Genomic DNA, 13954 nt, shown 5'->3' on the forward strand with positions numbered 1-13954 from the left:
CTACGCCTACGTCGTTTTCAGAACGTTTTAGGTCGATCCACAGCGGTGGCCTGAAAAAACCGCCGGGCACGCGGATCGCAGGCACTGGCGACATTGATCCGTTGCCAGTCATTGGCTTCACCGGTCGGGCTGAATGCCGTAGGAGAAGACAGCAGCACACCGAAACGCCGCGCCTGCACGCGCAGCTGAGCGTAGTCGGACATCGGCGGTCGCGCCCAGATGAACAAGCCTCCGGCAGGCTTGCCGAAGACTTCCCACTCGGCATCTTCGAGCAACTGCAACGCGGCCGTGCGATCGGTATTCAACCGTTGACACTGGCGCTGCACGAGTTTGCGATAAGCGCCACTGGCGATCAGACTCGCCAGTACCGCCTCATTGAAACCCGAAGCGCCCAGGCAACTGATCATCTTGACCTGCGCCAGCCGTGCAATCAGCTCAGTGTCAGCCAGGATGAAGCCGACCCGCAGCGAACTGCTCAGGGTTTTCGAAAAACTGCCCACATAAATTACCTGTTCATCGAGCGCAGCCAGTCGCGTGCCATTGCCACTGTGCAGATCGGCGTAGACATCGTCTTCGATCAGGCGCACCTGATGCAGCCTGCACAGTTGCAGGAGCTGCTGCGCCACCGCCGGCGTCAGGCTCGTGCCGGTCGGATTGTGGTGGTGACTGTTGATAAACATCGCGCTCGGCTGAAATTCGCGCAGCAGCGTTTCGAGCGCACCGATGTCCGGCCCTATCGGTGTGCGACGCACCTCGATCATGTGCACGCCATGCAAGCGCAACAGGTTGAACAGCGGTGCATAACCGGGGGTTTCAACCACCACGCAGTCCCCGGCCCGCAACAGGGTTCGCACGATCAGATCGAGTGCGTGGCTGGCCCCCGCCGTGGTCACCAGTTGGCTCTCGTGGGCCTCGATGCTGAGTATTTTCAGGCGTTTGACGATCTGTTCGCGCAGCGCAGGGAGGCCCAATGCCGAGCTGTAGCCAAACAGACTGGCCATGTCTGTCCGGGCAACCTGTCGAATCGCATAACTCAGGTCATCGGACTCACGCCAACTCTCGGGCAACCCACCGCTGCCCAGTTTCAATCCGCTGACCGCCGCACACGAGACACCGCAGCCAGCCTTACAAGCGGCCGATCTGTTGAGTGTTTTGGGTGACGCCGCGACCATGAACCCAGCCCCTTGGCGTGAGGCCAGAACGCCCTGCGCGACCAACCGCTCGCAGGCCTCGGCCACACTGGACTGACTGAGCAGATTGCCCCGGGCAATTTGTCGAACCGAGGGCAATCGCGTGGCAGGTGGCGCGCCACTTTGCATGATCCAGTCGATGAGTCCGTCAACAATCTGCTGTACAACAGGCACCAATGCCTGTCGGTCAATTCTCAATTCCATGAGCTCGCAAACTCCTGTCCGTTTTGCTGGCGGCAGTAAATCACAGCCGTGCCGGACAGGCTGTGCGACAACGCCGCCAAAAGCGACCGTTCTAACGCCTTGATACACATTGTTTAGCGGATACACAGCGCTGATCGCCGGCGAAAAAACCCGCGCGACGGCGGGTTGTTTTCCTGTGGCGCGGCTTTAGAACGCCGTTACACCACCATCCACGGCCAGCGAATGCCCGGTAGTGAAGGCCGCGCCGTCACTGCACAGATACAGCACCGCGCTGGCGATTTCCTCGACCTTGCCGATGCGACCTACCGGGTGCATGGCATTGGCGAACTCACCCTTCTTCGGGTCAGCCTCATAGGCGCGACGGAACATGTCGGTGTCGATCACCGCCGGGCACACTGCGTTTACGCGGATCTTTTTCTTTGCATATTCAATGGCGGCCGATTTGGTCAGGCCGATCACCGCGTGCTTGGAGGCGGCGTAAATGCTCATCTTCGGCGCAGCACCCAGGCCGGCTACCGACGCAGTGTTGACGATCGCCCCGCCGCCCTGGGCCAGCAGCAACGGCAACTGATACTTCATGCACAACCAGACGCCTTTGACGTTGACGCCCATGATCGCGTCGAACTCATCGATCGTGCCGTCGGCCAGCTTGCCTTTTTCGATCTCGATACCGGCGTTGTTGAAGGCATAGTCGAGACGGCCGTAGGTATTCACCACTTCGTCCATCAGATGTTTTACCTCGCTTTCCACGGTGACGTTGCAGCGCACGAAGGTCGCTTCGCCGCCCGCCGTGCGAATCAGCGCTACCGTGCCTTCGCCGCCCGCCGTGTCCAGATCGGCGACCACGACCTTCAACCCTTCAGCCGCAAAGGCCTGGGCGGTGGCGCGGCCAATACCGTTGGCGGCACCGGTCACAACGGCTACCTGGCCGGAAAACGTCATGCTCATTGTTATGTCCTCGAAGAGAAGAATGCGGAGCGATTGCGTGCTTGCAGTCTAGCCACAGGGGCCTGCCGCGCGGCAGCACTATCAGAAGGCCGGTTGAGCGCCCATGAATCGCAGTGATAGAAGCGACCGCCCGACTATCACTGCACTGGATCGACCTGCATTCGCCGCATCAGCCAACCTTGCGGCATCAGCCATGAAGGTCTATCAACAAAGCTTCATTCATCTTGAGTGCCTGTCATGACTACCCAGACCAATCGCCAGTTCCTGCTCGCCAAACGCCCGGTAGGCCCGGCGACCCGCGAAACCTTCACCTATCAAGAAGTACCGGTCGGCGAACCGGCCACGGGTCAGATCCTGGTCAAGAACGAATACCTGTCCCTGGACCCGGCCATGCGTGGCTGGATGAACGAGGGCAAGTCCTACATCCCGCCGGTCGGCCTGGGTGAAGTAATGCGCGCATTGGGTGTAGGCAAAGTGATTGCGTCGAACAGCCCGGGCTTTGCGGTGGGCGACTACGTTAACGGCGCCCTGGGCGTTCAGGATTACTTCCTCGGCGAGCCGCGAGGCTTCTACAAGGTTGATCCGAAACTGGCGCCACTGCCGCGCTACCTGTCGGCGTTGGGCATGACCGGCATGACCGCCTACTTCGCTCTGCTCAACGTCGGCGTACCGAAGGCCGGCGACACCGTAGTGCTGTCGGGCGCGGCAGGCGCGGTGGGGAGCATTGCCGGGCAGATCGCCAAGATCAAGGGCTGCCGCGTCATCGGCATTGCGGGCGGCGCCGACAAGTGCAAGTTCCTGATTGATGAACTGGGTTTTGACGGGGTCATCGACTACAAGAACGAAGACGTGGTCGCCGGGCTCAAGCGCGAATGTCCGAAGGGCGTGGATGTGTATTTCGATAACGTCGGCGGCGATATTCTCGATGCTGTACTGAGTCGCCTGGCAATGAAAGCGCGAGTGGTGATTTGCGGCGCCATCAGCCAATACAACAACAAGGAAGCGGTCAAGGGCCCGGCCAACTACCTGTCGCTGCTGGTCAATCGCGCACGGATGGAAGGTTTTGTAGTGATGGACTACGCCGCGCAATTCACCGCCGCCGGACACGAAATGGCCGGCTGGATGGCCAAGGGGCAGTTGCAGAGCCGGGAAGACATTGTGGAAGGACTGGAGACGTTCCCCGAGACGCTGATGAAGTTGTTCAGCGGGGAGAATTTCGGGAAGTTGGTTCTGAAGGTTTAACCCGATATTTCAAAGCACCACAAAACCAATGTGGGAGCGAGCTTGCTCGCGATAGCGGTGTGTCAGACAACATTGATGTCGACTGACATGCCCTCATCGCGAGCAAGCTCGCTCCCACATTTGGATCTTCGCTGGCTGGTTAAGCGATTTCGGCGACTACGGAGGCCAGTGCCTTGGCTGGATCAGCCGCCTGGCTGATCGGGCGACCAATCACCAGGTAATCGGAACCGGCATCCAGCGCCTGACGCGGGGTCAGAATGCGGCGCTGATCGTCTTGTGCGCTGCCCGCCGGACGAATACCCGGAGTGACCAATTGCAGCGACGGGTGTGCAGTTTTCAGTGCGGTGGCTTCCAGCGCCGAGCACACCAAGCCGTCCATGCCAGCTTTTTCCGCCAACGCGGCCAGACGCAGCACCTGCTCCTGCGGCTCGATATCCAGGCCAATAGCCGCCAGATCCTCACGTTCCATGCTGGTCAGCACGGTCACGCCGATCAACAACGGCTTGGGGCCGGTACGCTGGTCGAGCACTTCACGGCAGGCTGCCATCATGCGCAAGCCGCCGGAGCAGTGCACGTTGACCATCCACACGCCCATTTCCGCCGCAGCCTTGACCGCCATCGCGGTGGTGTTCGGAATGTCGTGGAACTTGAGGTCAAGGAACACTTCGAAACCCTTGTCGCGCAAGGTGCCGACGATTTCCGAGGCGCAGCTGGTGAACAACTCTTTACCGACTTTGACCCGGCACAATTTAGGGTCCAACTGGTCGGCCAGCTTCAGTGCGGCGTCACGGGTGGGGAAATCCAGGGCGACGATGATAGGAGTCTGGCAGACGGACATGTGCGGGCTCTCAGGCAGGACGAAATCGGCGCGCATTGTAGCGGAACCAGCGCCGCTGCGGGACCCGATGATCGGTAATTCGTCGTCGCAGCTCAAGCAAGACTAGCCCTTTGGCCAATTGTGTCTAGCCGGATACACTCACGACACGCCCACAACATCCTTCATCGCTACCCTCGGGAGCCGCAACACGTCCTTACAGCACTTCCCGCCTTCGGGCAGGACGCCTATGCTGAAGCCACAACCTCGCAGCCCATCTTTGTGGTTGGCAGCCTACCTGGCAGATGAACGCACGCATGCAAAACACCCCTGCACCTGTGAACGACGATCAAAAAGCGCCCGGCGACGACAAACGCTGGAGCATTCGCGCCCTGATCGTCGACGATGACGTCCCGATCCGCGAATTGATGATCGACTATCTGGCCCGGTTCAATATCCACGCCAGCGGCGTCACCGATGGCGCAGCCATGCGTCTGGCGCTGCAAGCGGAACATTTTGACGTGGTGGTGCTCGACCTGATGCTTCCCGGCGAGGACGGCTTGTCTCTGTGCCGTTGGCTGCGTGCCGAATCGGACATCCCGATCCTGATGCTCACCGCGCGCTGCGAACCCACCGACCGGATCATCGGCCTGGAACTGGGCGCCGACGACTACATGGCCAAGCCGTTCGAGCCACGGGAACTGGTGGCGCGGATTCAGACCATTCTGCGTCGGGTGCGCGACGATCGTACCGAACAGCGTGCGAATATTCGATTCGACAACTGGCGCCTGAACAGCGTTTTGCGCCAGTTGATCGCCGCCGATGGCCTGGTGGTGCCACTGTCCAACGCCGAATTCCGCCTGCTCTGGGTGTTCATCGAACGTCCGCGCCGGGTGCTCAGTCGCGAACAATTGCTGGATGCTGCTCGTGGTCGTTCGATCGAAGCCTTTGATCGCAGCATCGACCTGCTGGTGTCGCGCCTGCGCCAGAAACTCGGGGATGACCCCAAGGCACCGCAGTTGATCAAGACCGTTCGCGGTGAGGGTTACCTGTTCGACGCGAGGGACATCGGCTGATGCGTGCGCGCTTCGATACGCTGTTCGGCCGCCTGTTTGGTGTGTTGCTGATCGCGATCATCCTGGCGCACCTGTTGGCATTTTTCTGGTTTCACCATTACGGCCCGCCTCCCCCTCCGCCGCCACCTGGGTTCTCCGAGAACTTCGACGGGCAACAGCCGCCGATGGACCCGCGCTTCCAGAAACGGCCACCACGGCCCTGGTTCGGCGGCCCGTTGGTGCCGCTGACCTTTCAGCTGATCTCACTGGTCATCGCGGCCTGGTACGGCGCCAAACTGCTGAGCCGGCCGATTCAACGCCTGAGCGATGCGGCCGAACGCTTGAGCGAGAACCTCGATAGCCCGCCACTGGACGAGTCCGGCCCCCGGGAAGCACGGCAAGCAGCCCACACCTTCAACAAGATGCAGCGACGCATCATCGAGCAAGTGCAGCAGCGCTCTCGGATGCTCGGTGCGGTGTCCCACGACCTGCGCACCCCGCTGTCGCGACTCAAGCTGCGACTGGAACAAATCGAAGACGACAAGCTACAAGGCCAGATGCGTCAGGATCTGGACGACATGATCGGCATGCTTGACGCCACCCTCACCTACCTTCACGAACAGCGCACCAGCGAGGCCCGCCAGTGGATGGACGTGCAGGCACTGGTGGAATCCCTGAGCGAAAACGCCCAGGACCAGGGCGCCGATGTTCAGGCCAGTGGTCATTGCGCACCGCTGCAAGTCCAGCCCATGGCCCTGCGTTCGTGCATAAACAACCTGATGGACAACGCCCTGCGTTATGCCGGGCAAGCACTGATCACCCTCGAAGACAGCCGTGGGCAACTGGTGATCCGGGTAATCGACCACGGGCCAGGGATTGCAGAAGACAAACGCGAAGCGGTGTTCGAGCCATTCTTTCGGCTGGAGGGTTCACGTAACCGCAACTCCGGTGGCGTCGGCCTGGGCATGACCATCGCCCGGGAGGCGGCGGAACGCCTGGGCGGGCAACTGAGCCTGGAAGAAACCCCCGGCGGCGGCCTCACTGCGGTCATTTGCCTTCCCCGAACCTAAGCCCGCTCCCACAGGGTTTGCTTCAGCCTGACGACTGTGTACCAACCGGTACAAACGCCACATACCCACGACAACTTGCCCCTTGAGGCTGCATAAGCCGGTGCACTCACCGGTTTTCCATCCCAAGGAGTGAGCCCAATGATCGGTAGCGTTAGCAGCAGCAACACGAGCTATACCAGCACGAGTACCAGCAGCACCACCACACCAAACGCGCGCAACCAGCAACTGCAGAAAGAACTGTTCGCCAAACTCGACAGCAACGGCGACGGTGCGGTGGATCAGGATGAACTGAAAAGCGCCCTGTCGCAAAAGTCCGACGACGGCCTGCTGGTCAGCCTGAGCAAACAATTCGGTGACCTGGACAGCGACGGCAGCGGCGGCCTCAGCGCTGAAGAAATGACCGCCATGGCGCCCCCACCGCCACCGCATGGCGATCAAACGCCGAACACCGACCTCGCCGACGCCCTGATCAGCGCCCTCGACGCCGATGGCGACGGTGCCATCAGCAGCGACGAACTGAGCAGCGGCTTGACCAGCGCCGGCAGCACCGCCAACAGCAGCGAAATATTCTCGGCCCTGGACAAGAACAAGGACGGCGTCGTCAGCCAGGACGAACTCACCGCCAGCCTGACCCCGCCCCCACCACCACCGCCGCCGCAAGTGAACAGCGACGAACTGTTCAGCCAACTCGATGCCGATGGCGACGGCAGCGTCACCGCCACCGAATTGAGTAGCGCGTTGCAGGCCAGCGACAGCACCTCGACAACCAGCACCGACACCAGTGCGGCGCTGCTCAAGGTTCTGGACAGCGACAGTAGCGGCGGCGTCAGCAGCGACGAACTGAAAGCGGCGTTGCAAGCTGGACGCGAACGCCCGGATGAACAACAGACAACCTCGACCCAAAGCACCACCGAAGCGCTGAATCGCATGATCGCCAACCTGAGCAAGCAATACTCACTGGAGCAAACTGCATCGGTGGGCAAGTATTTGAATGTCGCGACTTGAGTTGACCGGGTCCAAGGTGATCGTTTCCAGGTTGGGTTTGGAAACGGTCATTTGCGTACATTCAATGGAAGATTGGCGGGTTGGAATGTCCCCATCGCTGGCAAGCCAGCTCCCACAGTTTGAATCGCGTGCATTCAGATAGAGATGGGGCGGCTGTCAGGCCGCCTTCGCGAGCAAGCTCAGCTCCTACCAGGATGAGCGTCAGCTCGGGAGCTGGCCGCTACGAAGGAACCCCAAGCCCCAGGCAACACCCGTAAAAACGGATATTCACCCCAACCCAAAAGCGCTCAGCGCCGCTCCTCAACCCTACCCTGGCTTTTGCTCCAATCGGTCAACAGGCTGTAAGCCACCGCCAACAACGTCGGGCCGATGAACAAACCGATAAACCCGAACGCGATCAACCCGCCAAACACACCCAACAGCACAATCACCAACGGCAAATTTCCACCGCGACTGATCAGGTATGGCTTCAGCACGTTGTCCACGCCACTGATGATGAACGTCCCCCAAATCCCGAGGAACACCGCCAGCCCGTACTCGCCCTTCCACGCCAACCAAGCCGTGGCCGGGATCCAGATCAGTGGCGGCCCCATCGGAATCAGGCTCAACAGGAACGTCACGATCCCCAGCACCAACGCACCAGGAACCCCGGCGATCAAGAAGCCGATCAATGCCAGAATCGCCTGGGCCGCCGCGGTGCCGATCACACCGTTGACTACCCGTTGCACCGTCCCGGCGACCAGTTCGATGTAGTACCCGGCGCGGTCACCGATCAACCGCTCCAGCAACCCATGGACAAACGCCGCCAATCGCGGCCCGTCACGGTAGAAAAAGAACACGAAGACAATGCTCAACGTCAGTTCGAGAATACCGCCGCCGATCTGCGCACTGCGCGCCAGCAACCAGTTGCCGACCTGCCCCAGATAAGGTTTGACCGCCAGCATCATCGCCGCACCTTGCTCATCGATGCTGTTCCAGACACCCACCAGGCGTTCACCGACCAAGGGAAGTGTACCCAGCCAGGCCGGCGCTTCCGGCAGGCCGTCGACCTGCACATCCTTGATAAACACCGTGGCATCGCGCACGTGATCCGCCAGGTTGAACCCCAGCCACACCAACGGCACCGCCACCAGCAACATCCAGCACAGGGTCAGCAACGCCGCCGCCAGGGATTCACGGCCATGGAGCCAACGGGTCAGTAAACGCATCAGCGGCCAACTGGCGAACGCCAATACCGCGCCCCAGAACAATGCCGACCAGAACGGCGCCATCACCCAGAAGCTCGCGCCAAACAGCACCAGGAGCAGAATCTGCACCAACAGCCGATCGTTATTGAGCATGTAAGATCTCGAAAAAGTCAGTTCGCAAAAGAGTAGGCGAACGCGCGGGACGCGTTCGCCTGATGCAGCTTATCGCAACAATTCGATGTGCAGCCCAGCACCTTCGACGTTGCCGGCTTCCATCCGCGCCGCACGCACGCCCTGGGCGATCAGCGATTGGCGCCAAGCCTCGGCTTTAGGCCCGGAAACACTGACTCGCAGCGTAGTGTCCAGGTTCAAACCGCGAGAAATCAAACGCAGCCAGGTGTCGTCGGGATCGGCACTCAGTTTCGGGAAATCGAGCTCACCGGTGCTTTTGAGCTGGCGAAGCAAGGTCGCGGACGTTGGCAACAAATCCCCCAGCGGCGCGGCGGCTTCAAATTGCTCGACGTGCAGGTAGGCTTTGCGATTGCCGCGAGTGATGCTGTAGAGCGCCACCAGCGAATTGTCCTTGGGTGCCGCCAGCCGCAGTAACAAGTAAGACTGTTGATCGTCGGCGCCAAACAGCTTGGCGTTGCCGAAGACTTCATTGGCCCACAGGCTGCTTTCGCCGCAATCGCGGGCCTGGCACCAGAACAGCAGTTCGGCGCCCTGCTTCTGCAAGGCTTCGCGCGCAACGGTAAACGCTTCGGTGGCGGAATGTTCCGGCGGTAGCTCGTAGGTCACCGAGGTGGTTTGCCCGCGGGCGCTGACCTGGCCGTCGAAACGCAACTGGCCGCTGATCTTGCGGATCGAGCCCAGCGGATAAATCCGCTCAAGATCCACCGGTGGGCGAAAGTCGACGATCTGCGCATCGGCCAGGCGCGGCACAATGGGCAAGTCCTGACTGCCCGGCACATCGGCGGCAAACAATAAAGGGCTGAAACAACACAACGCCAGCAGACTGAGTGATCGCATGGGCAGGCTCATCGGATCAGCATGACTGTGTGATTCGGGGTCGCAGCGGTGTAGAGATCTATCATGGTTGTCTCCCATTTCAACCCGCCCAGCCTCGACAGTTGCCCGGCGCAAGTCAAGGAACGGCGAAGAACCGATTGAAACAGTCTGCGACAAGGTCGGCGCCGGGTTCGTCATTCAGGTGCAAATGATGGCCGCCGGGCAGCTGTTCACGGCTAAAGGGTAGACGCTCCAGCAACTCGGGATGTTTGGCGAGCATGCCGTCAGCCGCGACCACCAGTTTCGCAGGACAACTGATGCGCTGGACGAAGGCCATCGCTTGTTCTTGTGTCAGACGCAGCGGCGATGGCAGCGTCAGGCGGTTGTCGGTGCGCCAGGTGTAACCACCCGGCACCGGCATCAGGCCCCGTTGCGCCAACAGTTCGGCGGCTTCGCGACTGACCGCCACCAGGCCTTTCATGCGCGCTTCGATGGCGCGGTCGAGGGTGCTGTAGACCGGTTTGCGTTTCTCCCGCAGATCCAGTTGCGCTTGTAGGGCCATGCCCATGCGTTCGGCGGCGTTTTCACCTTTATCTGTCGGAGGAATCACGCCATCGATCAAGGCCAGATGCGTGACACGCTCAGGCATCGACCCGGCAATAATCAATGAAGCAATCGCGCCCATGGAGTGCCCCATCAGCGCAAACCGCTTCAAACCCAGCTGTTCTGCGACTTGTAACACGTCGTGGGCGTAGTCCCACATCGCGTAGCCGGCGCCAATCGGACGATGCCCGGAATGACCGTGACCGGCCATGTCCAGCGCAATGATGCGCAAGCCTTTGAGCTTGGGCGCCAGCCGGGCAAAGCTGTTGGCGTTGTCGAGCCAGCCGTGCAAGGCAATCACCGGCAGACCGTCCTCGGGGCCGAACAGGTGCGCCGCCAGCTCGATGTGCGGCAGGCTCAGGCGGACTTCTTCGACAACGTGGCTCATGCGCAATCCTGTTGGTGGCGACCGTCCCAGCGACTGAACAGATCCTTCAGCAGCGTGGCGGTGTCCTGCGGACGTTCGAGGGGAAACATGTGGCCGCCGGGCATGGTCAGCGACTCGCCCAACGGCATGCGCCCGACAGAGCGGGCGTGGTGACGCATGACCACACGGCTGTTACGTCCGCGCACCACCGCCAGTGGCACTTTCAACTGTCGTGCACGACCGGGGCTGGTGTGGGGCACGCCACGGTAGATGCTGATTTCCGTGGCCGGATCGAAGCGCAGGCGCAGCTTGTCGCCGACCTTGTGCAAGCCGTGCTGCAAGTAGGCGTCGAAGCATTCCGGGTCAAAACCGCGAAACAGGGTTTTGCCGGCAAAATAACTGCGTGCGCTGTCCAGATCGGCAAACTCTTCGCGCCGGCCCAAGGTGCGACCGGCCGGGGTCAGGCGATCAATGAAACCGAAGCGCTTGGCGGCGAGGATCACCCATTGATCGGCACGGGTCAGTACCGGCGAATCGAGCATCACCACACCGCGATACAGCTCGGGGCAACGCAGGGCCGCGTGCAAGTGCAGCACGCCGCCAAAGGAGTGGCCGACGCCCCAGACTGGTTCTGGTTGCTGCTTGAGGTGATGGATCAGTTCGCCCACCAGGTTGTACCAGTTGTCATCCGCCGGGAAGCGCGGATCATGGGCGTGCTGCTCCAGATGCGTCACCTGATACTCAGGTGCCAACGCCGCGAACAACTTGCCGTAGGTCCCCGAAGGAAAGCCATTGGCGTGGGCGAAAAAGATCTGCTGCGACATACCGGTCAATCCATGGGCGAGAAACATGGGGTTGATTGTCCGCAAGACGCCGTCCTACAGCAATGACCGTAACTGACAGGAATGATGACAGTCCGGCCAGAGCTATAACCCATTAAGCATTCACGCAGAACCCTGTGGCGAGCGAGCTTGCTCGCGCTCGGTTGCGTAGCAGCCGCAATACCGGCGAACGCGGAACATCTGGGGAGCGATGGTGCCGGGGTTGGCGCCGCTTCGCGACCCAGCGGGAGCAAGCTCCCTCGCTACAGAACTCCGTCTGCAGATAAAACGTCGTTTAACGCGTCGGAGGATTCTCACCCAACGGCACCACAGCCATGGTCAACCGCGAAACACAACTGGCCTTGCCTTCATCACTGCTCAACCGAATATCCCAAACATGCGTGGTGCGCCCAATGTGAATCGCCTTGGCCACCGCCGTCACCCGCCCGCTGCGCAAGCCGCGCAAATGGTTGGCGTTGATTTCCAGGCCCACGCAGTAAAACTTGCTGGCATCGATGCACAGGTAGCTGGCCATCGAGCCGACAGTTTCGGCCAGCACCACCGAGGCGCCGCCGTGCAGCAAACCGTAAGGCTGGTGCGTGCGATGGTCGATGACCATGCTCGCGGTCAGGGACTCGTCGTCGAAGGCTTCGAAGCGGATATCCAGCACTTCGCCGATGGTGTTTTTCTGGATCGCGTTCAACTGTTCGATGTTGGGAGCGGTACGCCAAAGACTCATCGCCGTTTTTCCTTTGTTGGTTTTGTTCGTCACTCAATCCTGCCACAGCACCGCTTCGTTGCGCTCGCTCCATTCTTCGAAACGGGCGCCATACGCGGCTTCGATGACGTTGCGCTTGATCTTCAGGGTCGGGGTCAGAAAACCGTTTTCCACTGCCCAACTGTCCTTGACCACCACTAACCGGCGCAAGCGCTCATGCTTGTCGAGGACGGCGTTGACCTCTTCCAGGAGTTTTTCCAGACTGGAATGCAGACTGGCGCGACCTTCTTCCTGACTGACGATGGAGAGCACACACAAACCCAACGGCGCGCTCAATCCATCGCCGACCACGCACACCTGCTCGATCCGCGAATGCACCGCCAGGCGATTCTCGATGGGTGCCGGAGCCACGTATTTTCCTTTGCTGGTTTTGAAGATTTCCTTCAGGCGCCCGGTCAAGCGCAGGTTGCCTTCGGCATCTTGTTCGCCCTTATCGCCGGTACGCAAAAAGCCGTCCTCGGTGATGGTTTCGGCGGTTTTTTCCGGTTCCTTGAAGTACCCGAGCATGGTCGCGCCGCTGCGCACCATGACCTCACCGGACTCGGCAATCCGCACCTCGACCTCGGGGCAGGGCTTACCGATCCAGCCGGGTTTGTTCTCACCCGATCGGCCGATGTGCGAGTAACCACAGCTTTCGGTCATGCCATACACCTCCAGCACATCCAGCCCCAGTTTGCGGTACCACAATAACAAGGTCTGCGGCACAGGAGCCGCACCGGACAGCGCGATGCGCAACGCATCCAGCCCCAACCCGGCGAGGACTTTGTGCCCTACCCGCTTGCCGATAATCGGCAGGCCAAGCAGGAAATCGAGGCGCTTTGCCGGAATCTTGCTGTACACGCCCATCTGGAATTTGGTCCAGATGCGCGGCACGCCAAATAGCGCTGTCGGCCGGGCGCGCTGCAAGTCGGTGAGGAAAGTGTCGAGGCTCTCGGCAAAGAACACGGTTTGCCCGGTATAGATCGACGCGAGCTCAACGAACATCCGCTCGGCAACGTGGCACAGCGGCAAGTAGGACAACAGCCGATCCGACTCATTGAGGCCAAACAACTGCGTACCACGGGTGGTGGCGAACCCCAGATTGCCGAAGCTGTGCATCACGCCTTTGGGCAGGCCAGTGGTGCCGGAGGTGTAAATGATGGTCGCCAGCTGATCGGCGGCGGGTTTCGGGTCGTCCTGGATCGGCGAGCTTTTTTGCAGGTCGTCCCAACTGAAATCAAAGGTGCCTGGCGGGTGCAATGGCAGGCTGATGGTCGGCAGGTCGGGGCTGACGCCACGGGACATGCCGGGCCAGTCATCGAGTTTGCCGATGAACGCCAGCGCGGCTTCGGAGTGAGTCAATACTTGAGCCACGGACTCGGCAGTGAGGTTGGGGTACAACGGCACCGACACATGCCCGGCCATCCAGATCGCCAGGTCAGCGATGATCCAATGGGCGCAGTTTTTCGAGATCAGGGCGATGTGACTGCCTTGCGGCAATTCCCGGGCGCGCAGCCAGTGAGCGGCGCAGCGAGCCTGATGGCCGACGTCGGCCCAGGTCAGCGTCTCGACCTGGCCACCGCCCACCGGCTGCACCAAAAAGCGCTGGCGGGGATGACGGGCTTCACGCTCGTAGAACACGTCCAGCGGCAAACGAAAGGCAGCAGACATAAGGCTTGCTCC

13 protein-coding genes are annotated in these 13954 nt (G+C 60.9%); 4 read left to right on the forward strand and 9 right to left on the reverse strand.

Annotated elements, in window-relative coordinates; translation table 11 throughout:
• Positions 1–17: 17 nt before the first annotated feature.
• Together JFT87_RS25210 and JFT87_RS25215 are read right to left on the reverse strand one after the other, a co-directional pair.
• Positions 18–1394 (reverse strand): aminotransferase-like domain-containing protein, encoded by a 1377-nt coding sequence (locus JFT87_RS25210; RefSeq protein ID WP_201205805.1) that lies wholly within the window; start codon positions 1392–1394, stop codon positions 18–20.
• Positions 1395–1580: 186 nt separating this feature from the next.
• Complete coding sequence (locus JFT87_RS25215) at positions 1581–2342, reverse strand: SDR family oxidoreductase (protein WP_201191566.1); 762 nt, start codon at positions 2340–2342, stop codon at positions 1581–1583.
• 237 nt (positions 2343–2579) lie between these two features.
• Between JFT87_RS25215 and JFT87_RS25220 the strand changes: the two genes are divergently transcribed.
• Entirely contained in the window at positions 2580–3584 is a 1005-nt protein-coding gene (locus JFT87_RS25220; RefSeq protein ID WP_201205807.1) for an NADP-dependent oxidoreductase, read from the forward strand.
• Between the two features lie 139 nt (positions 3585–3723).
• Here the strand turns inward: JFT87_RS25220 and pyrF are convergent, their stop codons facing one another.
• Positions 3724–4422 (reverse strand): orotidine-5'-phosphate decarboxylase, encoded by a 699-nt coding sequence (pyrF, locus tag JFT87_RS25225; RefSeq protein ID WP_201205809.1) that lies wholly within the window; start codon positions 4420–4422, stop codon positions 3724–3726.
• A 293-nt stretch (positions 4423–4715) separates the two neighbouring features.
• Here pyrF and JFT87_RS25230 point away from each other — a divergent pair, with 293 nt between their 5' ends.
• The 3 genes from JFT87_RS25230 (at position 4716) to xopAW (ending at position 7528) form a co-directional block, all read left to right on the forward strand.
• Positions 4716–5474 carry a response regulator gene (locus tag JFT87_RS25230; RefSeq protein WP_201205811.1) on the forward strand — a complete coding sequence of 253 codons (759 nt, stop codon included), beginning with the start codon at positions 4716–4718 and terminating at the stop codon, positions 5472–5474.
• On the forward strand, positions 5474–6523 hold the full coding sequence (locus tag JFT87_RS25235; protein WP_201205813.1) for a sensor histidine kinase: 1050 nt from the start codon (positions 5474–5476) through the stop codon (positions 6521–6523). Before JFT87_RS25230 ends, JFT87_RS25235 begins: the two co-directional genes overlap by 1 nt.
• A 138-nt stretch (positions 6524–6661) precedes the next feature.
• A complete protein-coding gene (gene xopAW / locus JFT87_RS25240; RefSeq protein WP_201205814.1) occupies positions 6662–7528 on the forward strand; it encodes an EF-hand domain-containing protein in 867 nt (288 codons plus the stop codon).
• Positions 7529–7815: 287 nt separating this feature from the next.
• On the opposite strand, the gene JFT87_RS25245 is transcribed toward xopAW, so the two are convergent.
• The 6 genes from JFT87_RS25245 to JFT87_RS25270 all read right to left on the reverse strand — a co-directional run bounded on the left by JFT87_RS25245 (position 7816) and on the right by JFT87_RS25270 (position 13942).
• A complete protein-coding gene (locus tag JFT87_RS25245) occupies positions 7816–8868 on the reverse strand; it encodes an AI-2E family transporter (RefSeq protein ID WP_201205816.1) in 1053 nt (350 codons plus the stop codon).
• Positions 8869–8937: 69 nt separating this feature from the next.
• Entirely contained in the window at positions 8938–9744 is an 807-nt protein-coding gene (locus JFT87_RS25250) for a DUF4892 domain-containing protein (protein WP_201205818.1), read from the reverse strand.
• Between the two features lie 115 nt (positions 9745–9859).
• Positions 9860–10714 carry an alpha/beta hydrolase gene (locus JFT87_RS25255; protein WP_201205820.1) on the reverse strand — a complete coding sequence of 285 codons (855 nt, stop codon included), beginning with the start codon at positions 10712–10714 and terminating at the stop codon, positions 9860–9862.
• Positions 10711–11517 (reverse strand): alpha/beta fold hydrolase, encoded by an 807-nt coding sequence (locus JFT87_RS25260; RefSeq protein ID WP_201205822.1) that lies wholly within the window; start codon positions 11515–11517, stop codon positions 10711–10713. The genes JFT87_RS25255 and JFT87_RS25260 overlap by 4 nt, the downstream gene beginning before the upstream one ends.
• Positions 11518–11809: 292 nt before the next feature.
• A complete protein-coding gene (locus tag JFT87_RS25265; protein ID WP_201205824.1) occupies positions 11810–12253 on the reverse strand; it encodes a hotdog fold thioesterase in 444 nt (147 codons plus the stop codon).
• 33 nt (positions 12254–12286) lie between these two features.
• Positions 12287–13942, reverse strand: a complete 1656-nt coding sequence (locus JFT87_RS25270) for an AMP-binding protein (RefSeq protein ID WP_201205826.1) — start codon at positions 13940–13942, stop codon at positions 12287–12289.
• Positions 13943–13954: the final 12 nt, after the last annotated feature.

It is taken from the genome of Pseudomonas sp. TH15 (assembly GCF_016651105.1).
Classification (GTDB): Bacteria; Pseudomonadota; Gammaproteobacteria; order Pseudomonadales; family Pseudomonadaceae; genus Aquipseudomonas.